At 63.6% G+C, this 24,975-nt stretch carries 19 protein-coding genes and 2 pseudogenes; 13 read left to right on the top strand and 8 right to left on the bottom strand.

Annotation, left to right across the window (positions count from 1 at the left end; genetic code table 11):
- A pseudogene (locus DWV11_RS03960) lies at positions 1-417 on the bottom strand (transketolase); the annotation flags it as partial.
- A gap of 387 nt (positions 418-804) precedes the next feature.
- Here DWV11_RS03960 and DWV11_RS03965 point away from each other — a divergent pair.
- The 10 genes from DWV11_RS03965 to DWV11_RS04010 all read left to right on the top strand — a co-directional run bounded on the left by DWV11_RS03965 (position 805) and on the right by DWV11_RS04010 (position 11,316).
- Positions 805-1,821 (top strand): zinc-dependent alcohol dehydrogenase family protein, encoded by a 1,017-nt coding sequence (locus tag DWV11_RS03965; RefSeq protein WP_115787598.1) that lies wholly within the window; start codon positions 805-807, stop codon positions 1,819-1,821.
- Positions 1,822-1,949: 128 nt separating this feature from the next.
- On the top strand, positions 1,950-2,519 hold the full coding sequence (locus DWV11_RS03970) for a DUF2291 domain-containing protein (RefSeq protein ID WP_168404556.1): 570 nt from the start codon (positions 1,950-1,952) through the stop codon (positions 2,517-2,519).
- Complete coding sequence (locus DWV11_RS03975; RefSeq protein ID WP_115787600.1) at positions 2,519-4,075, top strand: sugar ABC transporter ATP-binding protein; 1,557 nt, start codon at positions 2,519-2,521, stop codon at positions 4,073-4,075. Before DWV11_RS03970 ends, DWV11_RS03975 begins: the two co-directional genes overlap by 1 nt.
- A gap of 2 nt (positions 4,076-4,077) precedes the next feature.
- Positions 4,078-5,199, top strand: a complete 1,122-nt coding sequence (locus DWV11_RS03980) for an ABC transporter permease (protein WP_115787601.1) — start codon at positions 4,078-4,080, stop codon at positions 5,197-5,199.
- A 51-nt stretch (positions 5,200-5,250) separates the two neighbouring features.
- A complete protein-coding gene (locus tag DWV11_RS03985; RefSeq protein WP_115787602.1) occupies positions 5,251-6,237 on the top strand; it encodes a D-ribose ABC transporter substrate-binding protein in 987 nt (328 codons plus the stop codon).
- A gap of 80 nt (positions 6,238-6,317) precedes the next feature.
- Positions 6,318-8,054: a dihydroxyacetone kinase family protein gene (locus DWV11_RS03990; protein ID WP_115787603.1), complete on the top strand. Its 1,737-nt coding sequence runs from the start codon at positions 6,318-6,320 to the stop codon at positions 8,052-8,054.
- The gene (locus tag DWV11_RS03995) at positions 8,047-8,517 is read left to right on the top strand and encodes a ribose-5-phosphate isomerase (protein ID WP_115787604.1); all 471 of its coding nucleotides are present in this window, start codon (positions 8,047-8,049) and stop codon (positions 8,515-8,517) included. The genes DWV11_RS03990 and DWV11_RS03995 overlap by 8 nt, the downstream gene beginning before the upstream one ends.
- On the top strand, positions 8,489-9,325 hold the full coding sequence (locus DWV11_RS04000; protein WP_245953418.1) for a triose-phosphate isomerase family protein: 837 nt from the start codon (positions 8,489-8,491) through the stop codon (positions 9,323-9,325). The genes DWV11_RS03995 and DWV11_RS04000 overlap by 29 nt, the downstream gene beginning before the upstream one ends.
- Before the next feature lie 39 nt (positions 9,326-9,364).
- Positions 9,365-10,174, top strand: coding sequence for a DeoR/GlpR family DNA-binding transcription regulator (locus tag DWV11_RS04005; protein WP_115787606.1), 810 nt, complete (start codon positions 9,365-9,367; stop codon positions 10,172-10,174).
- A gap of 29 nt (positions 10,175-10,203) precedes the next feature.
- Positions 10,204-11,316: an alcohol dehydrogenase catalytic domain-containing protein gene (locus DWV11_RS04010; protein ID WP_342767705.1), complete on the top strand. Its 1,113-nt coding sequence runs from the start codon at positions 10,204-10,206 to the stop codon at positions 11,314-11,316.
- Positions 11,317-11,719: 403 nt separating this feature from the next.
- On the opposite strand, the gene DWV11_RS04015 is transcribed toward DWV11_RS04010, so the two are convergent.
- The 3 genes from DWV11_RS04015 to DWV11_RS20225 form a co-directional block, all read right to left on the bottom strand.
- Positions 11,720-11,935 carry a transposase gene (locus DWV11_RS04015; RefSeq protein ID WP_168404558.1) on the bottom strand — a complete coding sequence of 72 codons (216 nt, stop codon included), beginning with the start codon at positions 11,933-11,935 and terminating at the stop codon, positions 11,720-11,722.
- Positions 11,936-12,197: 262 nt separating this feature from the next.
- Entirely contained in the window at positions 12,198-13,676 is a 1,479-nt protein-coding gene (locus DWV11_RS04020) for a sialidase family protein (protein WP_210725664.1), read from the bottom strand.
- A 1,468-nt stretch (positions 13,677-15,144) separates the two neighbouring features.
- Entirely contained in the window at positions 15,145-16,623 is a 1,479-nt protein-coding gene (locus tag DWV11_RS20225) for an NAD(P)-binding protein (RefSeq protein WP_210725665.1), read from the bottom strand.
- A 747-nt stretch (positions 16,624-17,370) separates the two neighbouring features.
- Here DWV11_RS20225 and DWV11_RS04035 point away from each other — a divergent pair.
- Positions 17,371-18,321: an L-lactate dehydrogenase gene (locus DWV11_RS04035; protein WP_115787608.1), complete on the top strand. Its 951-nt coding sequence runs from the start codon at positions 17,371-17,373 to the stop codon at positions 18,319-18,321.
- Positions 18,322-19,586: 1,265 nt separating this feature from the next.
- Here DWV11_RS04035 and DWV11_RS04050 read toward each other — a convergent pair.
- Positions 19,587-20,144: a TetR/AcrR family transcriptional regulator gene (locus tag DWV11_RS04050; RefSeq protein WP_168404560.1), complete on the bottom strand. Its 558-nt coding sequence runs from the start codon at positions 20,142-20,144 to the stop codon at positions 19,587-19,589.
- 109 nt (positions 20,145-20,253) lie between these two features.
- Between DWV11_RS04050 and DWV11_RS04055 the strand changes: the two genes are divergently transcribed.
- On the top strand, positions 20,254-21,276 hold the full coding sequence (locus DWV11_RS04055) for an SLAC1 family transporter (protein WP_210725666.1): 1,023 nt from the start codon (positions 20,254-20,256) through the stop codon (positions 21,274-21,276).
- A 320-nt stretch (positions 21,277-21,596) separates the two neighbouring features.
- Positions 21,597-21,845, top strand: coding sequence for a PTS glucose transporter subunit IIA (locus DWV11_RS04060; protein ID WP_115787612.1), 249 nt, complete (start codon positions 21,597-21,599; stop codon positions 21,843-21,845).
- Positions 21,846-21,995: 150 nt separating this feature from the next.
- On the opposite strand, the pseudogene DWV11_RS04065 reads toward DWV11_RS04060, so the two are convergent.
- The 3 genes and pseudogenes from DWV11_RS04065 to DWV11_RS04075 form a co-directional block, all read right to left on the bottom strand.
- A pseudogene (locus tag DWV11_RS04065) lies at positions 21,996-22,313 on the bottom strand (helix-turn-helix domain-containing protein); the annotation flags it as partial.
- Positions 22,314-22,492: 179 nt separating this feature from the next.
- Complete coding sequence (locus tag DWV11_RS04070) at positions 22,493-23,467, bottom strand: lactate/malate family dehydrogenase (RefSeq protein ID WP_168404562.1); 975 nt, start codon at positions 23,465-23,467, stop codon at positions 22,493-22,495.
- A 64-nt stretch (positions 23,468-23,531) separates the two neighbouring features.
- A complete protein-coding gene (locus tag DWV11_RS04075) occupies positions 23,532-24,875 on the bottom strand; it encodes an MFS transporter (RefSeq protein WP_115787614.1) in 1,344 nt (447 codons plus the stop codon).
- Positions 24,876-24,975: the final 100 nt, after the last annotated feature.

Raw genomic sequence — 24,975 nt, forward strand, 5'->3', positions numbered from 1 at the left:
CGGGCCGGTGGTGATCTCCACCCCCGGAGTGTGCTTGTACTCCGGGTGGCCCGGGGTCAGCGCGCCCCAGGTACGCAGCGCCTGCAGGTCCTTCAGCTCCAGGCCGTAGCCGGAGAGGAACAGCTGGATGTACAGGGTCAGCGAGCTGTGGCCGGGGGAGAGGATGAAACGGTCGCGGCCGATCCAGTCCGGGTCCTTGGGGTCGTGGCGCATCAGCTTCTGGAACAGCAGGTATGCCGCCGGTGCCAGGCTCATCGCCGTGCCGGGGTGGCCATTGCCCACCTTCTCCACGGCGTCGGCGGCCAGGACACGCACGGTGTCCACTGCACGCTGGTCCAGGCTGGTCCAAGTCAGTTCTTGCTCTTCCAAATGTGGCACGACGGGCTCTCTCTCTATTGGTTGGCTGGTTGGCGCCATGGGCGCCGGGACGATGTTGGTGGTTAGTCGATTAGAAGGGGACGTCGCGGCACAGTGCGGCGTTGGATTTTGGTTTGGAATTCGTGGCCATTGGCCACTCATTCTCACTTTTCATGTTAGGAACGCGTTGACGGTAAGGTGATGCTCCGACCTGCGCATGCATCGCACCTGTGGTTGGATTTGGAGGACTTTCGGGAGTCCGTGAAGGATATTTTGCTCACTGCATTGACAGTGTCCTGCATCACAGCTAACTTGATTTATAACACAGCTAGGCCACAAGATCACATATTGATTGGCACGTGGTACAGCTATCTCAAATCCATCCAGAGCATGGCATCGGGCCCGACTGCGGCCCTGCCTTCAGTCCGAACAGGAGCGTCAACGCTGATGCGCGCAATTGTTTTCGAAGAGCCCGGAAAGCTCGCCCTGACAGAACTTCCCGACCCTACTCCGGGGCCGAAAGACGTTGTGATTGAGGTCGCGGCCGTGGGTATCTGCGGCACAGACACGCACGTCTTTGACGGTGAATTCGAAGGCACCGTTTTTCCTCTGATCCCCGGCCATGAGGCCTCCGGAACTGTAGTCGCCGTCGGCCGGGACGTGACGAAGTTCAGCGTCGGCGATCACGTCGCGGTGAATCCGAGCACGACGTGCGGCGAGTGTGAGTTTTGCCTCAATGGCAAGGGCAACCTCTGCCGGGAGTGGAACGGCCTCGGTGTCGTGGCGAGCGACGGTGCAGCGGCTCAATTCCTCAAGGCGCCTGTCGGTAACGTGTACAAGCTGCGTCCGGAGACGGATCTGCACCAGGCTGCTCTCATCGAGCCTCTGGCGTGCGCGATCCGCGGCTACGACATCATGCCCCGCAAGATGGGTGAGCATTACCTGGTGTACGGGTCAGGGACCATGGGACTGCTCATGGCCCAGTTGGCTCCGAGGGCAGGGGCTGCGAGCGTTACCATCGTTGACCTGAACGAAAGCCGGCTCGAGGCCGCCCGCGAGGTTGGTATCGAGAACGTCCACCGCTCGGCCGACGAGGCCGACCGCGGCCAGTGGGACGTAGTCATCGACTGCACCGGCGTCATCCGGGCGATAGAGGACGGGCTCCCGAGGGTCAAGGCCGGCGGCACTTTCCAGCACTTCGGCGTCGCCCCTGCTGAGGCCAAGGCAAACTACTCTCCCTTCCGCGTCTACCGGGACGAGCTGAACATCGTGGGGACAATGGCCGTGTTGAACACTTTCGGCCGGGCTGTTGAGATGTTCGAGGCCGGCGCGATCAAGAGCCAGCCCATGATCAGCCACGCCTTCAGCCTCGACGACTACAGCGACGCGCTGGAGATGTTCCGCAAGGGCACGGGCCGGAAGCTGCAAATCCGGCCGAACGCCACCGAATCCGTCGTCCTCTGAGGTCAAGGCAGAAAAACATGTCTAACGTCAGTACCCCCAGCGCACGATCCAATGCGGTCGTTGCTTCGTCGAGGATTGAGCCGAAGAAGCTTATCGTTCCGGCAGCCTTGCTCGTTCTCCTCGTGCTCATGATCGTCAACACCAGGTTCTTCTTTGGCGACCAGGCGACAAAGGCCGCCCCGAGCACGTTCAGCCCGGCGTCCTATGCGCAGGAGAAATACGAGTCAGAGATCGCCCCGGACATTGACAAACGCGCCAGCGACCTGGCCACGGTTGTCAACGCCATCAAGGCAGATCCTGCAGCGGCAGCCAAGCAGTATGGCGTTGCCACCGGCAGTTCCACGCCGGTCTACTCGGTGAAATTCACTGGGACGGCCACCAAACCCGACGCCAATGGCCTGATGCAGGTCACTATCCCGGGCGCTCCGGCCGACGTCAAGATCTTCGTCCAGACAGGTCCGGCGGTCAACGGGACTGCGATCCGTGATGCGACGGGCAAGGTTGATTTCTCACAGTTCAAGAACCAGATCGACTACCAGAACGTCGGCGCGGAATTGAACAACCAAGTCAAGAAGCTTGTCTTGGCGAACTTGGACAAGACGACGATCGAAGGCAAGCAGGTGAGCGTGGTCGGCGCTTTCCAGCCGATCAACCCCACCTCCCTCGTCGTCACCCCCGTGAAGATTGAAGTGAAGTGATGAGCACCGAGAGCACCACTGCCATTGGATATCCCATCCTCAAGGCGAAGGAAGTTACAAAGCGCTATGGCGGCACGCAGGCGCTCAAGGGTGTCGACTTCGAAGTACTGGAGGGACGGGTTGTCGGCCTCTTCGGCGAAAACGGGGCTGGCAAGTCCACCCTGATGAAGATCCTGTCGGGCATCGAGAGTCCCACGACGGGCCGCCTTGAATTGCGGGGCGAGCCGGTCGAGTTTGCCAACACGGTCGAGGCCCGCGACAAGGGTATTTCGATCATTCACCAGGAACTTAGCCTGTGCGCCAACCTCACCGTGCGGGACAACATCTTCATGGGACGCGAGATCGTCGGCAAGACCGGAGGTGTTGACTACAAGGCCGAATCGAAGGTCGTCGAGCAGCTTATGGATCGGCTCCAGGAAAAGATCGACCCGGACACGCTCCTGGCCGACCTCCGCCTGGGCCAGCAGCAGATCGTGGAGATCGCCCGGGCTCTCTCCACTGAGGCCAGAATCCTCATCATGGACGAGCCGACGTCGGCACTGAGCGCCGCCGAGGTCGACGTGCTGTTCAAGGTCATCCGGGACCTGACCGCCCACGGGGTGTCCATCGTCTACATCTCGCATCACCTCGAAGAGGCGATGGAGATCTGCGACCACGCCGTGGTTCTGCGCGACGGCGAGATCGTGGCCCAGGCCGAAACCAAGGACGTCAGCCTCGACTGGATCGTGGGCAACATGGTCGGTCGCAACTTCGATCTCGGCACGCCGCCTGCGGTGGAATTCGGAGATGTCGCCCTGGAAATTGACGGGGCCAAGGTCGCCGACCCCTCCAACCCCGAGCGGCTTTCGGTGAAGGGCGTCTCGATCAGGGTCCGGACGGGCGAAATCGTCTGTATCTACGGGCTCATGGGCGCCGGCCGCACCGAGATGTTGGAGGCCGCCGCGGGACGTGTCCCGCTGGCGGGCGGCCGGATCGTCGTCCACGACCGCGACCTGGCAGGCATGACCATCGCACAGCGAATCAAGTGGGGCCTGACCCTTGTCCCGGAGGACCGGCAGCGGGACGGGCTTGTGCAGACCATGTCGGTCGGAAGGAACCTCTCCCTCGCAAGCATCGGCACCTTCGTCAAGGGGTTGTTCCTCTCGCCCTCGGCCGAGGCAAAGCTCGTGCAAAAAGGTATCGGTGACGTCCGCGTGAAAACCGCCGGACCGGGGGCTGCGATCGGCTCCCTCAGCGGCGGCAACCAGCAGAAGGTCGTCATCGGAAAGATGCTGGCGACCAACCCGAAAGTCATCCTGCTCGATGAGCCAAGCCGCGGCATCGACATCGGCGCGAAAACGGAGGTCTTCAATCTCCTCAGCGAACTTGCCGAGCAGGGTCTGGCCGTCGTCTATTCAACGTCCGAGGTCAACGAATGCTTCGGCGTCGCCAACCGCGTGATCGTTATGAGCAAGGGCAGAATATCCGCCGAGTTCGACGCCGCAACAACCACCAAAGAGCAAGTCATGGCGGCCTCCGGGGAATCCGCCACCGCATCCACCATGAACGGACACTAGACATGAGCACCACGTCAGCTCCCGCGGGCACCAAGGCCGCCCGCTTCAGCGGCGGCCTGGACATCCCACGGCTGCTTCTCGAAGGCCGGGCATTCATCGCCCTCATCGTCATCATCGTGGCCTTCTCTTTCCTCTCTCCCAACTACTTCACGGTCAACAACCTCCTGACCATGTCCTCCCACGTTGCCATCTTCGCGATACTGGCCGTCGGCATGCTCATGGTCATCCTCAATGGCGGCATTGACCTCTCGGTGGGCTCCACCGTAGGCCTCTCCGGCGTTATCGCGGGCTTCCTCCTTCAAGGAGTAAACATCCCGGCGCTCGGGATCGCCTTCTACCCGGCGGCATGGGTATGCGTCGTCGCCGCTGTCGCCGTGGGAGCTTTCGTCGGCTGGATCAACGGCACGCTGGTCTCCCGCTTCGGCGTCGCCCCGTTCGTCGCCACGCTCGGCACGCTCTACGTCGTGCGCGGAGCCGCCCTCCTCATCACAGGGGGTCTGACCTACCCCAACCTGCGTGGCGAGGCGACCCTGGGCAACACAGGCTTCGACTGGTTCGGCTTCAACAGGGTTCTCGGCATTCCGGTCGGCGTCCTGTTCATGATCGTAATCGCTGCCATCGCCGCCGTCGTGCTTAGCCGCAGCCCCTTCGGCCGCTGGCTCTACGCATCGGGCGGCAATGAACGCGCCGCGGAACTGTCGGGCATCCCGGTCAAACAAGTCAAGGTCCGGATCTACGTCATATCCGGCATCTGCGCCAGCATCGCAGGGGTGATCGTCGCCTCAGAACTGACCTCGGCGAACCCGACTGCCGGCAACTCCTTCGAACTCACGGCAATCGCCGCCGTTGTCATCGGCGGCGCTGCCCTCTCCGGCGGCCGCGGCAACATCCGCGGCGTGCTCCTGGGCGCGTTCGTGATCGGCTTCCTCTCCGACGGCCTGGTGATCGTTGGTGTCTCCGAGTACTGGCAGATGGTCTTCAAGGGAGCCGTCATCGTCGTCGCCGTCATGCTCAACCGCATTGAATACCGCACCAAGCGCATCAAACCGGGCAATACCCCAGGCAGCGGCCAGACCTCCAAGCTGAGCAACGGCTTCGAAAATACCCCTGCACCCACCGCCTAAACACAACATCCATCCACACTCTTTGCTCAATTCTTAATGAAAGGGATCATCATGTTCCGTAAAGCTGCAGTCGCCGCCGCTGCCGGCGTGGCCATCTTCGCACTCTCGGCCTGTGGAGGCTCCCCGGGCCAGGGGTCCACAGGATCAGCCTCCGGAGGCTCGGGGGGCAGCAAAGTCCTTACCGTGATCGTCAACGACCCGGCCAACCCGTACTGGAAAACCGAAGGTGACGCCGCGAAGGCCGAGGGCGAGAAGCTCGGCTACCAGGTCACCGTGACAAGCCACAAGGGTGACACCAAAACCGAGAGCGATCTGGTCGACGCCGCGATCACCAACAAGTCGGCGGCCATCCTTATCGATCCGGCGAATGCCGATGGGTCGGTCGGAGCCGTCCAGAAGGCCGTCAACGCCGGGATCCCTGTTTTCACGATCAACGCAGAAATCAACCAGCAGGGCCTCGCCAAGGGACAGCTCGTGTCCAACAACGCCCAGGGCGCGGCCCTCGGTGCCCAGGAGTTCGTCAAGGCCATGGGCGGCAAGGGCAAATATGTCGAACTGAAGGGGGCGCCGTCGGACAACAACGCAGCGACCAGGTCGAACGGCTACGCGACCGTCCTCTCGCAGGTCCCGGACATGAAGCTGGTGGCCACCGAGGTGGCGAACTGGGACCAGAAGCAGGGCCACGACAAGATGCAGACCATGCTCCAGGCCAACCCTGACATCCAGGGCGTCCTCGCCGGCAACGACCAGATGGCCCTCGGCGCGATCGCCGCCCTCAAGGAAGCAGGCAAGCTCGCCACAGTCAAGGTCGGCGGTTTCGACGGGGCGCCCGACGCGGCCGATTCGGTGAAGGCCGGCGAACTCTCCTACACCGTTCTGCAGCCAGTGGTCGCTTTCGCGAAGAAGGCCGTCCAGGAAGCCGATGAGTTCATCAAGACGGGCAAGACGGGCGTCGACACGGAGAAGCAGGCCTTCGACTGTTCTCTGGTCAACAAGGACAACATCTCCAAGTACACCTCGGCTTTCACCCTTTCGTAGTACACAGGCGGCCGCCCGCGACACAGCGCGCGGGCGGCCCCGCCCGGCCGGCCGATTCCACGGCCAAGGAGACCGTTCACATGGCATATCTTTACAACAATCCCTCGGACTTCGCAGATGAGCTCACTGCCGGCTTCGCCGCCGCCTATCCGCGTTGGGTCCGGCAAGTCCCCGGAGGAGTGGTCCGTGCGGCCACACCCAAGCCCGGCACCGTCGCCGTGATCACCGGCGGAGGGTCCGGACACTACCCCGCGTTCGCCGGACTGGTCGGCCCAGGCATGGCGCACGGGGCTGCGATGGGAAACATCTTCGCATCTCCCTCGGCCCAGCAGGTACACGCTGTGGCCAAGGCAGCGCAGGCAGGGGGAGGAGTGCTCCTCACCTACGGCAACTATGCCGGGGACGTCCTGAACTTCAACCAGGCCCAGGAACGCCTCATCGCAGAAGGCATCCGGACCGTCACGGTCGCCGTGACTGACGATATCTCCAGCGCACCTGCTTCTGAAAGCCACAAACGCCGCGGCATCGCCGGCGACCTGGCCGTGTTCAAGGTCGCAGGTGCCTGCGCTGACGCAGGCCATGACCTGGACGAGGTCTCCCGCATGGCAGCTCTGGCCAACAGCCGGACCCGGTCCTTCGGTATCGCCTTCTCAGGCTGCACGCTGCCGGGCTCCACGGCTGCGCTGTTCACGGTTCCCGAGGGAAAGATGGCAGTCGGGATGGGCATCCACGGCGAGCCGGGTATCCGCGAAGAGGACCTGCCGACAGCTGATCAGGCGGCAGAACTCCTGGTTTGCTCCCTGCTGGAGGAAGCAGTCCAGGAACCGCGCGGCAGCCGGGTCGGCCTGATCCTGAACGGCCTCGGTGCTGTGAAGTCCGAGGAATTGTTCGTCGTTTACCGGAGGATCGCCGAATTGCTTGAGGAAGCAGGCATCACCGTGGTCGACCCCGAAATCGGGGAAATGGTGACCAGTTTCCAAATGGCAGGCGTATCTCTCAGCCTGCTGTGGCTGAACGATGAACTCGAACACTACTGGAAGGCCCCGGCGAGCACCCCGGCGTACCGCAAGGGAGCGGTCGAGGAGGCTGACGAGGCTGCCGTGGTCCCGGTGACCGCCCAGGAGCCCACACGGGAGGCCCTTCCGCCCTCGTCGGAGACATCCCGCCGCGTAGCAGCGCGTGTTCATGACATCCTCCAAGCTGTCAAGAACGTGATAGACGCCAACGTCGAGGAACTCGGGCGGATCGACTCGGTCGCTGGCGACGGAGACCACGGCATTGGTATGCAGCGCGGAGCCGCCGCCGCAGTGGAGGCAGCCGCAGAAGCCTTGAACCGGGGTGCCGGTGCGCGAACCCTCCTGGTCTTCTCGGGAGATGCCTGGGCTCACCGGGCCGGGGGCACATCGGGAGCCCTCTGGGGAATGATCCTGAACACGCTGGGTGAACGCCTCGGTGACCAGGACGCTCCTTCGGCACCTGCAGTGGCAGGCGCCATCAGGGACGCCGGACGAAAGATCATGGAGTTCGGCAAGGCCCAGTTGGGCGACAAGACCTTGGTAGATGTCCTCGTGCCGTTCGCCGAGGCGCTTGGCCACGAGGTTGCAGCCGGCAAGCCCCTGTCAGCGGCCTGGAGCGATGCAGCCGTCGTTGCACAAGAATCCGCTGATGCGACTGCCACACTCATTCCCAAAATGGGCCGCGCCCGGCCGCTGGCCGAGAAGAGCCTCGGCACGCCGGATGCAGGAGCGGTCTCGATGGCCTTGATTATCCGCACGGTCGCAGACCGGCTCACCACGAAAGAGAGCATCAATGACTGAGAAGCTGCGCATCGTCGTCGGAAGTGACGATGCAGGACTGGCCTATAAGAACGCACTGAAGGCCGATCTTGAGAAGAACGACCTGGTTGAATCCGTCACGGATGTCGGAGTCGATGAAAACGGCACTACGCCTTATCCGACCATCGCCATCGGCGCGGCGGAACTGATCGCCGCCGGCAAAGCGGACCGGGCTCTCCTGGTCTGCGGAACCGGGCTTGGCGTGGCGATCGCGGCCAACAAGGTGGAGGGGATCCGCGCAGTCACCGCTCACGACAGCTATTCCGTTGAGCGGTCGGTGCTGAGCAACAACGCCCAGGTGCTCACCTTTGGCCAGAGGGTCATCGGGCTTGAGCTGGCTCGCCGTCTCACCCGCGAGTGGTTGACCTACCGTTTCGATGAGTCCTCGCCGTCGGCGGCGAAGGTGAAGCTCATGAATGATTATGAAGCCGACAGCGATGGCTGAGGAATCCGTATTGCATGCACGGCCAGGGCGGATGACGGCTGCCGCAGGACCGACCCTCCTGGGGATCAGTTTGAAGCTCTACTTCAGCCACCGGGAGACGATGGACTGGTGCCGGCAGGTAGCCCAGCTGGCGCGGGAGCATCCTGCGGTGCAGAGGGGGAGCGTCTCCCTGTTCGTCCTGCCCAGCTTCCCTTCCCTGGCCTTGGCCAGCAAGGTCTTCGCTGACAGCCCGGTCCAACTCGGTGCGCAGGACCTCCATTGGGAGGACCGGGGGCCATATACCGGAGAAGTCAGTGGCCTCAGCCTCAGAGAAGTCGGCTGCACGTATGTCGAAATCGGTCATGCCGAGCGGCGGCAACTCTTCGAAGAATCCGACGAGATCGTCAGGGCCAAAACGGTAGCAGGGCTCCGCAACGGCCTGACACCCGTTATCTGCGTCGGTGAGATTCAGCGCGGATCTGCGGAGTCGGCGGCCGAAGCTTGCCTGGCCCAGCTGGCCTCAGCCCTCGTGGGCAGCGAGGAACGTGCCCGTTCGGCCCGGTTCGTGGTCGCCTACGAGCCTGTCTGGGCCATCGGTGCGGAGGAGCCGGCGAGCACCGAGCACATCCTTGGGGTCTGCCAGAGGGTGCGCGAATGGCTTGCTGAGCGCGGCTATGGCGAAGGGCGGGTGATATACGGTGGAAGCGCCGGTCCTGGCCTGCTGACCGAACTGGGTGGAGGCGTCAACGGACTCTTTCTCGGCAGATTCGCACACCGCATAGAAGCACTGGCGGACGTGATCGATGAGGCCACCCAGGCCATGGTCTAAGCCGTGGGGCAGTAAGAAAGGAAAATCAGGAGGGCCCAAATGAATGCTGAAGCGACGAATCACGTGGGCAGGCTGTCCCGTCAGCAGGAGCGGCAACGGGCCATATCCGAGATGGTGATGGCCGAGGGGGCAGTGCGGATCGAACAGTTGGCTGAGCGCTTCGGCACCAGCCAGATGACGGTTCACCGGGACCTGGACGAGTTGGAGGCTCGCGGCCTGCTACGAAAATCCCGGGGAATGGCCACAGCACTTTCATCAAGTCTGGTGGAGTCCAGTGATGTTTACCGGGCCGGTCAGCAGCAGGAGGCCAAGAAGGACATTGCCCACAGCGCCCTGGACTTCCTGGAACCCGGGCAAGCCGTATTCCTCGACGATTCGACAACCGTCCTGCAAGTGGCGAAGCTGCTGCCCTTGCGCGCCCCCCTTACCGTGATCACCAACGTCTTCACCATCCTCGAAGAACTAAAAGGTGTCCGGGGCATCTCCTTGATCGCCCTCGGTGGTTCGTACTACAACTGGTGCAGTTCGTTCATGGGCGGAATGACAACGGAGGCCATCCGGAAGCTCCGAGCTGACGTCTACATCATGTCCACGGCCGCCATCACGGACGATACCTGCTTCTTCCAAAGCCAGGCGACGGTAGACATCAAGCGGGCCATGTTCGATTCGTCGGCCAAACGGATCCTGCTGGCCGACCATACCAAATTCGACAAGCGGGCCCTCTATGCCCTGGCGCCACTGGCGGACTTCGACGCAGTCATCGTTGACGCCAAGACCAGGCCGGACGACATCCGCCGCCTCGAAGCTCAAGGCGTGCCCGTCGTAGTGGCACACCCCGCCCGTTCCTGAACCGGGCGGTACCCGAAAGGATAAATTCTGTGACAAGCCTTGCCCAGACCGCCGCCGCTGATGCCGCGCTGCCCAAGTCCATGGCGGCCGTGGTCTGCCACGGTCCTGAGAATTACACCCTCGAGGACGTACCTGTGCCCTCGCCAGGACCTGGGGAAATGCTCATCCGTGTGGAAGCCGTCGGAGTCTGCGCAAGCGACGTTAAGTGCTATCACGGAGCCCCTAAGTTCTGGGGAGACGAAAACCGGCCGGCGTGGGCGCAGCGAGGGATCATACCCGGCCACGAGTTCGTCGGTACAGTGGTGGCCGCCGACCAGAACGCCACCGTCCAGCGCCGAATGAGTATCGGCGACAGGATCGTCTGCGAGCAGATCGTTCCCTGCGAGGAGTGCCGTTACTGCCGCCGCGGCCAGTATTGGATGTGTGCTCCACACGAGATGTTCGGGTTCCGCGGATTCAACGGAGCCATGGCCCACTACGTTCTGGTGCCGGCCCGGGCCCGCGCCCACAGGGTCTCCGCCTCCATTCCACCTCAGCACGCAGCCTTCGCCGAACCGCTCTCCTGCGCCCTGCATGCAGTCGAACGCGCAAACATCCAGTTCGACGACGTCGTCGTCGTCGCTGGCTGCGGCCCGATCGGGCTCGGTATGATCGCGGGTGCACGCGCCAAAAACCCCATCAAGGTGATCGCCCTGGATATGTCCGACGAGAAACTGGCGCTTGCGCGGAGGTGCGGAGCCGACCTCATTATCAACGTCGGCAGGGACGACGCAGTGAAGATCGTCAAGGACCTTACAGACGGATACGGAGCGGACGTATACCTCGAAGGCACCGGGCACCCCGCCGCGGTCGCCCAAGGCCTGAATCTCCTGCGCAAGCTCGGTACCTACGTGGAGTACTCCGTCTTCGGATCCGAAGTCAGCGTCGACTGGTCAATCATCGGCGATGACAAGGAACTGGACATCCTCGGCGCCCACCTCGGACCTCACTGCTGGCCCGCGGCCATCAAAATGCTCGAGAGCGGGGAACTGCCAATGGACGGGATCTGCAGCCATCAATTCCCCCTTGCCGAGTTCCAAACCGCAATCGACCTCGTGGGTAATCCCTCGGGTGGCTCGGTGAAGGTTTCCATCCTGCCCTAAAGCGTCGGTGCGCATCGTCGTTCAAACGAGGATGGACTGTACCGGCCTCTCTGGATTTTGATGCAGGCCCTGTGGGAAGAAGATTCCGCATTTCCGCAATTCCGATGGGCCAGTGTGTCGTTTGGTCTCCTGTTCGGAACCACGTGAGGGGCGGCGTCCTGGCTGGCGCTTGCGGCGGTGGCGGACGACTCCCGGAGATTCCGGTAGAGAGACCACAGTGAGGCACGCCTCCTGTGGCTGTTATGACCGCCAGTGTGTCGGAGGAAAATCGAATATCCGGGCGATGATCGCGCTGGCCAAGCGTTCCCTCAATGTCTTCTGGACCATTTTGTGCGACGCCACGGAGTATTACCTAACAGGGGCGCGGCTTGCGCAGTTAAGAGCCTGACCGGCGAGCCCGCCGCTAAAGTGTGGTCGAATCCCGGTATTGACCTGGTTTTGTTCGGGCGGATCCCAGAATCCGGGGGGCGACAGCGTCGAGTCGGACCGACTCCGAGGGCCGGTTCTGCTGTCGGGCGACTTCGTGGGCGATGACGTCCGTGGCCCGTGAGATCGGCCAGGCCGAGACCTTGGTGCCGTAGATCTCTTCAAGGTGGGAGCCGATGTCCCGGGTGCTCATTTCGCGGGTATTAGAGCGAGAGGACCATGTGGCTGCAGCGTTGGAGTTGAGCCAGTCAGGGGAGAGGTCGTAGTCCGAGGCCATTTACTTGGGGGACGGCGTCGTTAGCGGTCTTGTCGGCGTAGTCGGCTGGGTTCCTAGAGGAGGGCGGGGACTTGTGTGGCGTTGAGGTCTCCGCTGCTCATGCGATGGCCAGGCTGCGTTCGCGGAGTAGGAAGGGCTCCCCTTGGGAGCCCTTCCTACTCGGCTGCGAGTGGTTAGCCTATGGTGTGATGGCGGTGAATACGGTGTCGGTCCTGTTGGAGGTGTTCGCGTCATTGGCCCGTACGGAGAGCGAAGCGAAGGACGAGCCAACGGAGGCCAGGCCGGCGTAGTCGCCCACGAAGAACCCGCGAGCCACGGGGGCGGTCATCATGTCGAACGGGCCGTACACGTGCGTCTCGCCCCCGAACGCAATAGCGCCAACTGGGGACGCGGTGAACCAGTAGTCCGTAGGCAGCGTGTCAGTGTTCCCGATGGTGAGGTTCCGGAAGTCGTAGTACGTGATGCCCACCTTCCCACCGGCAACGCGAACGCTCGGAGTGAAGGCAGGGACGCCCTTCGGCGTGTTGGCCCGCGCCGGCGCGCTCCAGGTCGCGCCGCCATTGGTCGACGTCGAGATTGCGACCTCGTCAAAGCGCCCGCCGTTGAACCGTGAGTCCTGCCACACGACGTACAACTGCCCGGTGACCGGGTCGACAGCCGGCTCCGGGATGATGTCTCCGGTCCGGACGGGCGCCCCCGTGTTCGGGTCGGTGACGCCAACGGTGTTGAGCTTCGCGATGACCTGTGGTGCCGTCCAGCTGGCGCCCCGGTCCGTGGACTTGGTGTAGGCCACGTTGAGCCCGTGCAGTTTGTCGACACCGTTCTTGCCCGTGCCCAGGATGAGGTCGAAGAAGTTGTAGAGCGTGCCGTCAGGGCCGACGACGATCTGGTTGCCGATGGTCTGCTGCTTGTTGGCGGTGGGCACGATGACCGTCGGTGAACTCCACGTCGCGCCCGAGTCAGTCGTCTTGGAGAAGAGAGTCGGTCCCGCGTAGGCGGCCGCATGGGCCGTGGCCCTCGGGTTGTCGGTCGGTGAGACCAACCGGTCCCATACCGCGTAGGCCGTGCCCGGGATTGACGGGTCAGCAGTGACGGACTCCTTGTCGTTGAAGAACTGAGGAGAGCCGAGGTCTTCGATCAGGGTCTTCGGCGCAGTCCATGTTGCTCCGCCGTCGTGCGAGGTGGAGGCGAGAACGGCATTGTCGAGGCCTATGCCTTGGAACGAGATGGATACCGAGTATGCCGTGCCGTCCGGCCCTATCGAAACCCACGGGTCCGAGGCGCGGTTGTAGCGGGAAGGTCCGCCCGCCGCGCAGGCCGAAAAGGGCTGGGCTACCTCATTCCAGGTCGAGCCACCGTCCATCGAGTAACCGGCTACAAGGCCACGTGCGCCGCCGTCGGACCAGCGGTCCTGCTGCCACGCGCCGATGATGTTGTTGGAGTTGGCCGGGTTGACGGCGACCCATGGCTCAACCTCAGCGTTCGGGGAGTTTACGGCGCCGGGTGCGGAGCCCAGTGTGCAACCCGAGAACGGGCTGGCCCCGCTCGCGACGACCAGGGGGCTGAGTGTTGCCGCGGAGGCTCCGGACATGTTGAGCATGAGCGCGGCCAGCAGCATAGTAAATAGTGCGGCGTCGCGCGGGCGTCTGGCGATCATTAGTTTCTCCTGCAGTGGGGGTGCTGTGGGCTGGTGCCAACCAGCCAATGGGCCGCTACGGGTCTGTGCGTTCCGGGAGACTCCAACTCACCGGGTCCTCGAGCGGCGATGCCGTCCGGGGATGCCTGGCCAGATCAGCGCCGGTCTCGACCGACGCCATCCCCCGCCGGGCAGGGTGGGGGGCTCGGAAACCCATCGTTGTCACCTCCGGATCTTGAATCCACAGGTTGCGGCCGAATACTTCTGAACGGGACCCGGAAACTCGGTGCCGGGGGAAACTGTGCGGTGAGCCTAGTTTGAACTTCCGAGCCGAGGAATGGAAGATCTCGGGAACAACGCTGTAGTTGACCCGCTCTGCATGCGACCGCCGAGGTGAGCCGGGAAGGCAGTGAGCGTTGGGCCGACTCGGCTGCCGGTGGTGTTCCGCAGCGTAATTGTGGTTGATGCACCGTCGAAACTCGCACCGCCATGGCTGTGCTTGCCGCCGACAACACCCTCGCCGTCCTCCGCAGCGAACAACCAACCGACGCCGATTAACGAAACGGAACAAGACAAAAGCGGGTGGGTGGGGCTTCCCCCACCCGCCCGCTTGAGATTCGCTCGAGTTGTGGTTCGCTATTGCTGTCGAGATTACGTTCGACACGACAGCGGTAGTCAATGCCATGGACAGCGACACATGTCTTCAGCCAGTCTGAGTGGTTTTCAGCAGTCGTTTGCATGATCAGGGGCCGTCTACACCCTAGCCGAAGAGGTCCTGCAGGGAACCTTAATCTACTGAAGTCGAAAGGGTCGAAGGGGGAGGGGCGCTGTGAAGACCCAAGAGACGAAGATTGGCGCGCGGGCTGCGCAGATATCCCGCAGCGAGTTAATCTATTCCTCGGTTGCGGCGGTGTGGACCCTCCGGTCGGTCCCTTATCGTACTGAAAATGAAGAACCGCGCCCCGCCGATGCGCAGCGCGGCAAGTTGGCGTTAGTTCCATGAACTGGAGAACTAGGTGTGTGCACAATGTGCACACTTTGTCTGCCGGACCGAGCCGTACATTGGCCGGACTGGCCCGTACTCGGCATGTTTTCGGAAGTTCCCTGTGTTTCCGGGGGCTGGAACCCGGTTCGAGTCCCACCTCGGGCACAGCATGACCCCTCGCAAGAGGGGCTTTTGCTTTTAACGCGTTTACAGCCTTGCGCTGGCGTGCCTCTGACGCTACGGGTGCGGTCTCCGGCTTGGCTGCCGCTGAGCCTATCCAGGTGTGTGGGGTGGCGGGGTCAGTGCCATGGCTGGTGGGCGCTCCGCCTGCTGAGCTGGGGTTATGTGGTTCCTCGTTCCGCCTTTATTGGGTGGGCCGGGGTGGCCTACACCTGGCGGGCGGCTAGGGGAACGCCTTTCGCGGTGAAACTCGCAGGAGCGGAGATTCGCCGCAAGGGCCGTGCAGAAGAGTCCCCAGTTGCCAGCCGGCCGCCGATGGCCGGGTCACGCCGAGGCGATGAGGCGGGGGAGGTTGGAGAGCGCTCCGGCGGCATGGGCTCGGCTGCGCTCGCGAGCCTCGGGGAGGCGTGGGTCGTCGGCGTAGCGCTCCAGCTCGGCGAAAGGATACAGCCGGCTCGTGCGCGACCAGGCGGACACGGCCGGATGCTGGCCGCGAGCCCGGGCGTTCGCCATCAGCGCGGAGTAGGCGATGAGGAAGTCGACATTCCGATCCCAGAGGTGCAGCGGGCGGCACAGCTCGTTCTTCTGGCCGTCGTCGTGGAGTTCGGCTTCGACGACGCCAAGCATCGCGTACTGGAACGAGACGGTGCCCCAGAACATCGGCTGAAGCGTGATGCGGCCGGGCTCGAAGATCGGACGAAGTGGCGGCCGGACGAGCCCCGGCGCCGCGCAGTGGAGGTGCAGCGTGTCGCGTGTCGTGGGGATGATGCCGTCGTCGAGGATGATGCGGTCGCGCTCGACAGTACGCACGTGACCGAGGCGGACCACATCCTCGATTCGCCGGAGGAGGGCGATCTCGGCTTCTCCGACGATCGCGCCGTGGAACATCGTGGGCGGCACCGAGGGATCGACCCGCAGCAGGATTCCCTGTTCGTCGAGCCGTGCGAAGAGTTCGTCAACCGTCGTCGCTTGGGCCATGGCCTCGATCTGTGCGGCGTTCGCGATGTACTGGTCGACGACGAGGTCGTGCGGCTGCAGGTAGCGTCGATTCGGCCACCATCCCTCGCGCGGTTTGATCCACGTGAGGTCGGCGGGGTCCACACCCCGCTCGAGAAGCCACACACACGTGTCGAGGGCGGTCTTTCCCGCGCCGATCACCGTGAAGTGTCCGGCCGGGTGGGCGAGTCGGGCGAGCCCACCGGTGGGGATGCAGCGGACTCCCTCGGCCACGGCGAACGGCGGGGCGGAGGTGGCGGGGATGCGGCCCTCGAGGTACCTCGCATCCACCACGCGGCGGCGCACGGTGACGGGCACGGTGCGGCCGTCCAGGCGGGAGACGATCCGACCCTCGTCAACGAACTCGCACTCGGGCAGGTAGACCACACGACCGGTCGGCAGGAAGACCCGCGTCATCGCCTCTTCGAAATGCGCGCAGATCTCGCTCGGGCCGGCCAACTCGTACATGCCTGCGTTCGTGCCGCTGACGTCGCGCCTGTCGGCTCCGAATGGCACGGATTCGACGCCGTAGAGGTTCGCGGGCTGGTGCAGCCGAACGAACGGATATGCGTCCTGCCAGTGCCCGCCGGGTGCGTGCCGACGATCGACGATCGCAACCGTGGCATCCGAATGCGCGAGGATCCGGTCGGTGAAGACCATCCCCGCTGTCCCCGCGCCGACCACCAGATAGTCGGCTTCGATACGCCCGCGCACGCACTCACAGTAAAAAGATTCACGCCGAATGGCCAGCACCTGCGTACCGAATTCGCTGACCACATCATTTGCCAGCAGGAGAGAGAGTGCCATCAGCAGAGGCGTGAAGATGAACGACTTCCAGGCGGAAAACCCAGCGCGAGCAGAAGCGGCACCCCAAGCTTCTTCACGCTCACATTCAGGGCATAGGTGAGTGAACGCCGGTGGATCCTGCGGTTCTCCTTGACAAGTGCCACGATGTCCTCCGCGGGCCAGGACCGCCCCGGCAGCGGCCTTGGCCACGTCAGTGGCGCCCTCGACGGCGATCCCCACTTCGGCCTGCTTCAAGGCCGGGGCGTCGTTGACGCCGTCGCCCGTCGGTCGCGGCGAGGGCCGGGTGTCGCGCGTGAGCCCGAACGTCTCCACGAGGAAACCGAGCTGCCGGTAGGTCTCCAGCAGGTCGTAGTCCGTCCGGGCCCGGGGCTGCCGTCCCGGGGTAGGTCCACGCCCCGCCCGCTCCCTGGCGTCGCACGATCCGGCGTGGGACCGGAGGGCCCCAGAGCGCCTCCCTAGGCGGGCTCGCGGAGCCCGGGAGCAGCTCCCGGATCGCCCAGTAGCGCACGGCCGGGTGCCCGCTCGCCAGAAGCGGGGCGATCGGGTCGAAGGGGAGGCCGTCCAGCCAAGCCATGATCACCATGATCGCGGATCGGTGGGCGCACCGCGCGTCACGGCCGTCGACCGGGCCTTGGTCCCTTCCGCCCCCTCTGATGCCACGGTCTACTGATGTTCATGGACAGAGGGGGCCGTTAGGCTGGGTTTGTCGGCTGCCGGTGGGGGTGGCCACGTGCCAGGGGGTACGCCGTGGGTCATGCTGGAAAACTCGTTGTGGTCGGCGCGGGCGCTGTCGGGAGCTCGACGGTGTACGCCGCGCTCATCCGCGGATCTGCTCGTGAGATTGTTCTCTACGACATCGACGCGCCCAAGGTCGAGGCTGAGGTGCTCGACCTCGCCCACGGAACCCAGTTCACGGGCGCGTCGAGTGTTACCGGCGGGACGGATGTCGCGCTGGCGTCGGGGGCCGACGTCGTCGTGATCACGGCCGGGGCGAAGCAGAAGCCGGGCCAGACCCGCCTCGAGCTGGCGGGGACGAACGCGCGCATCCTGGAGGACCTGCTCCCAAGGCTCCTCGATCAAGCGCCAGACGCCGTCTACATGCTCGTCACCAACCCGTGCGACGTGCTCACCGTCGTGGCGCAGCGCATCTCGGGTCTGCCGGCCGGGCGCGTCTTCGCCTCGGGCACGGTGCTTGACACTTCCCGGCTGCGGTGGCTCGTCGCCGACAAGGCGGGCGTCTCGCCGTCGTCGGTCCACGCGCACATCGTCGGCGAGCACGGCGACACGGAGTTCCCCCTGTGGACCAATGCGAGCATTGGCGGGGTGCCGCTCAAGGACTGGACCGCGCCCGACGGCCCGATGCCCTTCACACCGGACGCACTCGACGATCTGGCCCGCGAGGTGGCGCACGCGGCGTATCGTGTGATCGCGGGAAAAGGCGCGACCAACTACGCGATCGGGCTATCCGCGGCACGCATCATCGAGGCTGTGCTCGGGCGTGAAGACGCGGTGCTTCCCGTTTCCACGGTCCTCGACGGTCCGTATGGGATCAGCGGCGTCGCCTTGAGCCTGCCGTCCGTCGTGGGGGAGGGCGGTGTGCGGCGCGTCCTTGAGGTCCCTATGGACGACGGCGAACTCGCGCACCTCGCGCGGTCGGCGGAAGCGCTGCGGGCCTCGGCCGCGTCGCTCGGGTACTGAGGCCGCCGCGCCGCGCCGGTCACGAGATGCAGATCCCGTTGCCCCGGGATCCGCCATCGTAGGCGATGAGGCTCCGCAGACCAGAGGGGTAGGTATCTGCCTGCCAATCGATTGACTTATGACAGCAGACTCGATTGGACGATGCCGGCCTCACGGGCCGTGGACAGGCTTCATCTCAGATTCGGGCCAAGCCACGGTTTCTTGGGTGTTGTGTTCGCTTATGGAGACTCTCGGGTTGGGACGGCGGGAACACCCGCAGGGAATCCGGGCAGCACCCCGTCCGGGGTGTGGAACAAGCCATAGCGCGAACCCGCGTTATGGGTCCCAGTCCCTGTCGAGGACACGCAGCGACGCGGTGAAGGTTTCCTTGGAACTCATCCAGACCCGAACAATCTCCAAGGAAATCGGTTCGGCTCCTGGTAGTGCCAGGGGGCGGCCCCGGCGTCGCGGAGCGCCTCGGCCCCTACCTGTACTGCGGCGCCACCCATGGAGAAATCCACCAGTTGTCCCGGGACCCCGGCAACCTTGATGGGCACATCGAGAGGGACCCTGTGGGCGCTCCTTCGTGAGGTGGCGAATTCAGCCGCCCGGATCCGCAGCGTTCCCAGGACAAGGACCACTCCGAGGAGCTGCGCCTTGAGACGGTTGATCGTGCGGGTCCGGTCCGCTGCCTTGTCGGCCCTGGGGGCTGTTAGGAGCCGAAGCCCGGTGCTCGTTTTGTGGCCGGCACAGCAAGCATGTGGTCCAGGATTTACATAGAGGGCCACGGAATCAGGCCTGAAGGGTTTACGTTTGCCGATGTTCCCACGATCAAAGCCTTGGGGTCCAAATACATGCTCATGGGCGCATTCTTTGCAGTGGGCGGGCTCAGCTTTTCATTCTCATAATCGAATTTGAAGTTCCTGCGCGCAGCGGCCGCACCCACGCTGCCCAATCCCGATTGGCGGCGTCGTCCGGCCTTGTCGATGGGAGCGGACCGAGGTACCAGACTGGTACCTCGCCCCGGCAGTGGTGGCGGTATTGGGGATCACGGCCTACCGGACTGCCTTCGCCCGGCCTCAGGCGATGGTCTGGCATCAGCCGGATCCACTGGGCAGCGTTCCAGTCTGGGTGGTCCCGAATCCGAGCGGCTTGAACAGACGCGCGAGCCTCGTGACCGAGCGAACGCCTACCGGGAAGTCGCCAGCGTGGCCGGGATCGAACTGTTGACAGGACCGGGATGATCTGGGGCGCCTGCCGGATCTGATGGTCGGCGCTCGCCGACCTCACAAGCCGTCGACGCTGCCGTCGATGACTGCCCGGAACCTTTCCGATGGCCCACCTGCCTTGACGAGCACGCTAAGCCCGACCATGGAGGCCAGCAGTTGGCTGGCCGCAGTGTCAGGAATCTGGTCCACGTCGAATTCCCCGGACTCCTGCCCCTGCGCGATTGCTTGCCGAAACACTTCTTGGATGCGCGTGAAAAGATCGTCCGCGATGCTGTTCACGTCATTGTTGGCGGCGCCGAGCTCCGCGGCGGCATTGACCATGACACATCCCCGCTGGTGCTTGCCCACGCCGGCAAGGACAGTCATCGCCTCTTTGAGGCGCGGCCGGATCGGCCCAGGGGCGGAGAACAGCCCCGTCAGATACTCGAGTCGCGTTTCGCTGTAGCGCCGAAGGGCACGCATGAACAGCTCGTGTTTGCTCTCAAACGTGTTGTAGAGACTGCCTTTGCCGATCCCCAGCTCACTTGCCAACTCCTGAGGCGTCGTTCCGGAGTACCCCTGACGCCAGAACAGGTCCATCGCCCTCTCGACTGCCTCATCGGCCTGGAACTGCATCGGTCTACCCATAGAAAAAGCGTAACCCGGGTGATATTGTACTTCAAGGTCAAAAACTCCTCATGCGACCAATCCCGGGCCCTGCACCCCCTATAAGGAAGGCACTCCATTGCCTGCTCAATTCCTCTCAGCGCACGTCACTTCTTCGACGGGCGTGCGCACGCGCGTCCCGTTGAACACGCTCGCCATCCCCCTGGGACTCGCCGGCCTCGCCCAAGTCTGGACCCTCGGGACATCGGCGCTTGGCCTCCCGCCCGGAATAGGACAGGCGTTCTGGCTGATCGCCGCGATCTCCTGGGTCTGGACTCTCGCGGTGCATGTGCATCGCGGAACACGAACCGACCATTCTCTCTCGCATCAGCTCAGGCACTTCGCTCAGGGTCCGCTTGCGGCGTTGCTTCCCATAGCCGCGATGCTGATCGGAGCGGGCCTGTACCGCACGGTCCCGATTGCGGGGACCGTGCTGACGTTCATCTCTATGGCTGCAGCAGCCGCGTTCGCCGCATGGATCCTCGGCTTTTGGATGCGCGGGGAGATGTCACTGGAATCCGTTCATGGCGGATACTTCCTGCCCATCAGCGCAGCCGGCTTAGTGGGTGCACTCACCGCAGCTGAGACGGGACTCGACTGGCTCGCAGTTGGAAGCTTCGCGATCGGCATCTTCTTCTGGCTGGTGATCTCCGTGTTCTTCTTTCTCCGGCTCGCGCTCCGACCGGCTATGCCTGCCCCCCTCATTCCGACGCTGGCGATCATGATCGCGCCCCCAGCCGTCGCGGCAGCAGCATGGCTCCGGATCTCAGGCGGCCAGCCCAATCACCTGTTCGAGGGCTTGTCGGCGATGACGGCGTTCATGGTGCTAATCCAGATAATGCTCTTGCCGCGCTACCGCGCACTGCCGTTCTCGCTCGGCTTCTGGTCATTCACCTTCCCCGTGGCCAGTGTCGCCGCACTCGGCATCACCTGGCTGCGCCAACTCGAACCGTTTGCCTGGCAGGCCATCACCGTTGCAGTGCTCGCCGCCGTTACGCTCCTCATCGTGTTGATCGCGGCGAAGTCGATCCTCTTGCTTATCGCCACTACCCTTGCGGCACGGCGACAGCCGTCAGCCGCCGAAAAGCAGGCGATCGGGTGACCTGAGCCGGAGTGATCACACTGCATGCAAGAAATCATGCTTGCGAATCTGAACGCATCACTTCCCGAGGTCGCCTTCGCAAGCTCTCGCACACGCCCATTAGCGGCCCAATAACAGGCAACCAACCATGAACGAATCACAAGCCCCGACACTACCGGGGCAGCCCTATTCGGCATGTTTCCAGGACCTTCCCAGGTCTTGCAGGGCTGGAGCCCGGTTCGAGTCCCACCTCGGGCACAGTGTTTCCGCAGGTCAGAGCTTTTTACGCTTCTGAGCGTTGACAGGCTGTTGACGGATGGCACTGGGGGTTCATCCCGTTCATGGCCGCCGGCCTTGCCGCTCTGCACTACTCTGTGATGTTCGGTCCCGTTGAAGCGGCCGTTACCAGGGGCCAGCGCGTCGAGGGCGGCCAGCTGCTGGCTACCGCGGACCGCGCAAGCATCGCGGAAGCGGGCTATGACGCCACGACACTCATGGTGGTTACCAACACGAAGAACCTCACCGCCGTCATACCGGTGGGCGAAGGGCACGTGGCGCACGGCGTCCCGGCGCTCGACGTCGAACTCTAATTCGCAGCGAACAGGAGAGAACCGCATGAGCCGCGCATCGGTAAAGGCTGCCAACGGAAACCAGCTGGAAGGTGCCCACGCCGAGGGCGGCAAGGGCCTGTCCATCCAGGACGCCATGCCCCAAGGCAATCATGACTCTTGGCGTGCTTCCTTGCGCACCGGAAGGCCGGTGGCCTGATCCAGACAGGCCAGCCGCGGCATCCGGTAGCGGGTCAGGACTTTGCCGACGGTGGAGCGGGCCAGTCCCAGATGGGCGGCGATGCGGTGAGGACCCCAACGGCGCGTGAAGCGCAGCGCGACAATCCGCCGCTCAGCGCGGGCAGGGGTACGGTTCGGGTTCCGGCTCGGCCGGGACGACAGGTCAGTCATGCCGTCTTTTCCGAGGACCCGGTACCGGTCCACTCATTTCTTGGCTGTGGCCGGCGAGCATTGGTTCCGCTCCGCGGCACGGCGCAGGGTCCAGCTTTGAGTGTGGTAACCCAAATCGATACCGGAGGCCCTCCCCCTTGATATCACGCCACGCTGTTCACAACGTCCATGGGAAGTACACCTAGGACGTGGCAGGAATGTCCTGACATGCTAAGGGTCAAGATCCCGGGACGCTTTGGCAACCGCTTTTCCGTAGGGAAGAAGCGTAGAGAAAATGATCATTTACTCAGGCGCAAATCGTGCAGCGCTCGCTCTGCGGCGGCTTCGACTGACTTAGCGGCTTGTGCCAAAGCTGCGCTTTCCGACTCCGAGAGGGTTCCTAGTGTCGGGACGAAGCGATTTTTTTCGAACCGGGTAGGCATGGACACGAAGCTGTCCGGAAGGCCTTCGATGCTGCCGGTCCACGCGGTGGCCGGGTGAATCGCTCCTGTGCCCATTGCCTTCACGACCTGAGCGACGCCTTGGGGAGTGGTCCAGCCACTGCTGCGACCGGGCTTGAGGGCCGACCATCTGGAGAACCAGCCGGTGATGTCTGCGGTGATCCGTGCACGTTGCTCGGACTTGAGCTCGAGGGGCTTCCCATCCAGCGTCAAGGCGCTGAACAGCGGGACTTGCCCATCGCCGTGTTCACCGAGGACGATTCCCTCTATGCGCTCCGGAGCGATGCCGAGTTCGCGACCCACTGCGGCGCGGAACCGGACAGAGTCGTTAAGGCTGTATCCGACGATGCGGTCGGGACCGATTCCGGAAAGTCGCCTCAATGCCTCTCCCAGAATGTCCACTGGGTTCGAGAGCAGCATGACGATGCCTTGTTCGCCGGCCAGACGCTCGACGTCGGGAAGGAGAAGCCGCAGCAGTTCGAGATTGGCCCTGAGGAAATCCCGGCGGTCGCCGTCGGGCGTTTCAGGGGCTGATGCTGCCACGATGACAAGGTCGACGCCAGACCCCTCTGCGGGTGGGCCGACGACGAGTCGGGTGCGCGTGTTTCCGGTGAGGATCTGTGTTTCCGAGACGTCGATGGCGTGGGCCTGCAAGACGTTCTCTCGCAGGTCTGTCATATACACGGTATCGACGAGGCCTTCAACCGCGAGGCGTTCGACGACACCGGAGCCGATGAGGCCGGCGGCTCCTATTACTACGACACTTCGTGGCCAGATGTGCGTGTCTTCGGTCGTGCTGAGGTGTTCAGTCATGATGTTTCCTGTCGAAGTTGATGTGTCTTGCCCGCCTGCGGTGCCGCTTCGGGCTCGAGGATCGTTACAGGGCGGGAGATACTGCGGCTTCTGCTTCGGAGTAATGGCGAGCGTTGAAACCCTGCAGATGGCGGTTTCGGATGGCGAAAAGGCAACCAATCGACAGAGCCATGAAGACCATGACATAGACGGCAATCGCCAGGGACGTCCCTGTGGTCTGGAGTAGTTCCTCCGCAATGGCGGGTGCGAAGCCACCTCCGAGGATGCCTCCCACGGCGTAGGGGAGTGAAGCCGCGGTGTAGCGGACGCGCGGCGGGAAGAGGGCCGCAAAGAGCGAACTTTGCGGACCGTATGAGACACCGAGCCCGACCGCAAGGACGAACACCGCAATCGCAAAGTTCACGAGAGACCTGCTGTCGATCAGCACGAACATCGGAATAGCCCAGGCTCCGATGAGGATATAGCCGTACATCATGGCCTTTTTAGCCCCGATGCGGTCGGCCAGAACACCACCCCAGAACGTGCTTGCGATCCAGATCAGGGACGCGAACATCAGGATGAGGAGTACGGGGCCGGCATCCATCTTCAGTCCGGTCGTGGTGTAGGGCAGGAAATAGCCGATGAGCAACAGCCCGGCAAGAATGTTCGCCATGAAAGCGCCTGCGCCGAGAGCCATATGCAGGGTGTAGCCATTGAAAGCTTCCTTGAGCGGTATGCGCGCTTCGCTATGATCTTTCTTCACTTCCGCGAAGGCGGGAGTTTCCTCGATGGAGGTCCTGATTTTCAGGCCGACCAGGACAAGGGCCACGCTGATGAAGAAGGGGATCCTCCAGCCGAACGCATCGAACTGTTCTGCGGTTGTCAGTGCCTGCACGATGAAAAAGCTTCCGGTGGCCAGGACGAAGCCCGCGGGTGTTCCGACCTGCGAGAAGACACCATAGAAGCCGCGTTTCTTGGCCGGAGCGTACTCCACCGCCATGAGGGCTGCACCTCCCCATTCACCGCCGGTGCTGAGGCCTTGGACGAAACGAAGGACGACCAGAAGGATGGGGGCGGCCATGCCGATCTCAGCGTAGGTGGGCAGCAGGCCCATTCCGAGGCTGGCGATGCCCATGACAGCGAGCGTGCCAATCAGGGTTGCCTTCCGGCCATAGCGATCGCCGAAGTGTCCTGCGATGATGCTGCCCAGGGGACTGGCGATGAAGCTGGCGGCGACCGATCCGAGGGAGACAATCAGCGCGTCCGGCCCGAGGGCGCCGAAGTACTGCTTGCTGAAGATCAGGCCAGCGGCGGAGATGTAAGCGAAGGACAGGTACCACTCGATGGTCGAACCGATGCCGCTTGCAAGACGCACGTTGCGTAGTTGCCTACGGGTGGGAGCGTTCTTCTGTTCTGGAACTGTTGTCATTTGTGATCCTAGGGTGTGGGGAAGGTGTGGGTGGTGGGAGAAGGTGACACGACGGCGTGAAGGTCATTCTTCGTACCGCCACCGTTTGGTGCAGGCGAAG

It is taken from the genome of Arthrobacter silvisoli (assembly GCF_003369445.1).
Classification (GTDB): domain Bacteria; phylum Actinomycetota; class Actinomycetes; order Actinomycetales; family Micrococcaceae; genus Arthrobacter; species Arthrobacter silvisoli.

Coding starts and splice junctions, on each gene's coding strand:
- DWV11_RS04070 (WP_168404562.1), bottom strand. CDS start 23,467: ATGACTGAACACCTCAGCACGACCGAAGACACGCACATCTGGCCACGA.
- DWV11_RS03965 (WP_115787598.1), top strand. CDS start 805: ATGCGCGCAATTGTTTTCGAAGAGCCCGGAAAGCTCGCCCTGACAGAA.
- DWV11_RS04050 (WP_168404560.1), bottom strand. CDS start 20,144: ATGCAGTTCCAGGCCGATGAGGCAGTCGAGAGGGCGATGGACCTGTTC.
- DWV11_RS20225 (WP_210725665.1), bottom strand. CDS start 16,623: ATGGCACTCTCTCTCCTGCTGGCAAATGATGTGGTCAGCGAATTCGGT.
- DWV11_RS04005 (WP_115787606.1), top strand. CDS start 9,365: ATGAATGCTGAAGCGACGAATCACGTGGGCAGGCTGTCCCGTCAGCAG.
- DWV11_RS03970 (WP_168404556.1), top strand. CDS start 1,950: ATGATCGTCAACACCAGGTTCTTCTTTGGCGACCAGGCGACAAAGGCC.
- DWV11_RS04000 (WP_245953418.1), top strand. CDS start 8,489: ATGATTATGAAGCCGACAGCGATGGCTGAGGAATCCGTATTGCATGCA.
- DWV11_RS03975 (WP_115787600.1), top strand. CDS start 2,519: ATGAGCACCGAGAGCACCACTGCCATTGGATATCCCATCCTCAAGGCG.
- DWV11_RS03995 (WP_115787604.1), top strand. CDS start 8,047: ATGACTGAGAAGCTGCGCATCGTCGTCGGAAGTGACGATGCAGGACTG.
- DWV11_RS03985 (WP_115787602.1), top strand. CDS start 5,251: ATGTTCCGTAAAGCTGCAGTCGCCGCCGCTGCCGGCGTGGCCATCTTC.
- DWV11_RS04060 (WP_115787612.1), top strand. CDS start 21,597: ATGGCCGCCGGCCTTGCCGCTCTGCACTACTCTGTGATGTTCGGTCCC.
- DWV11_RS04020 (WP_210725664.1), bottom strand. CDS start 13,676: ATGATCGCCAGACGCCCGCGCGACGCCGCACTATTTACTATGCTGCTG.
- DWV11_RS03980 (WP_115787601.1), top strand. CDS start 4,078: ATGAGCACCACGTCAGCTCCCGCGGGCACCAAGGCCGCCCGCTTCAGC.
- DWV11_RS03990 (WP_115787603.1), top strand. CDS start 6,318: ATGGCATATCTTTACAACAATCCCTCGGACTTCGCAGATGAGCTCACT.
- DWV11_RS04075 (WP_115787614.1), bottom strand. CDS start 24,875: ATGACAACAGTTCCAGAACAGAAGAACGCTCCCACCCGTAGGCAACTA.
- DWV11_RS04015 (WP_168404558.1), bottom strand. CDS start 11,935: ATGAGCACCCGGGACATCGGCTCCCACCTTGAAGAGATCTACGGCACC.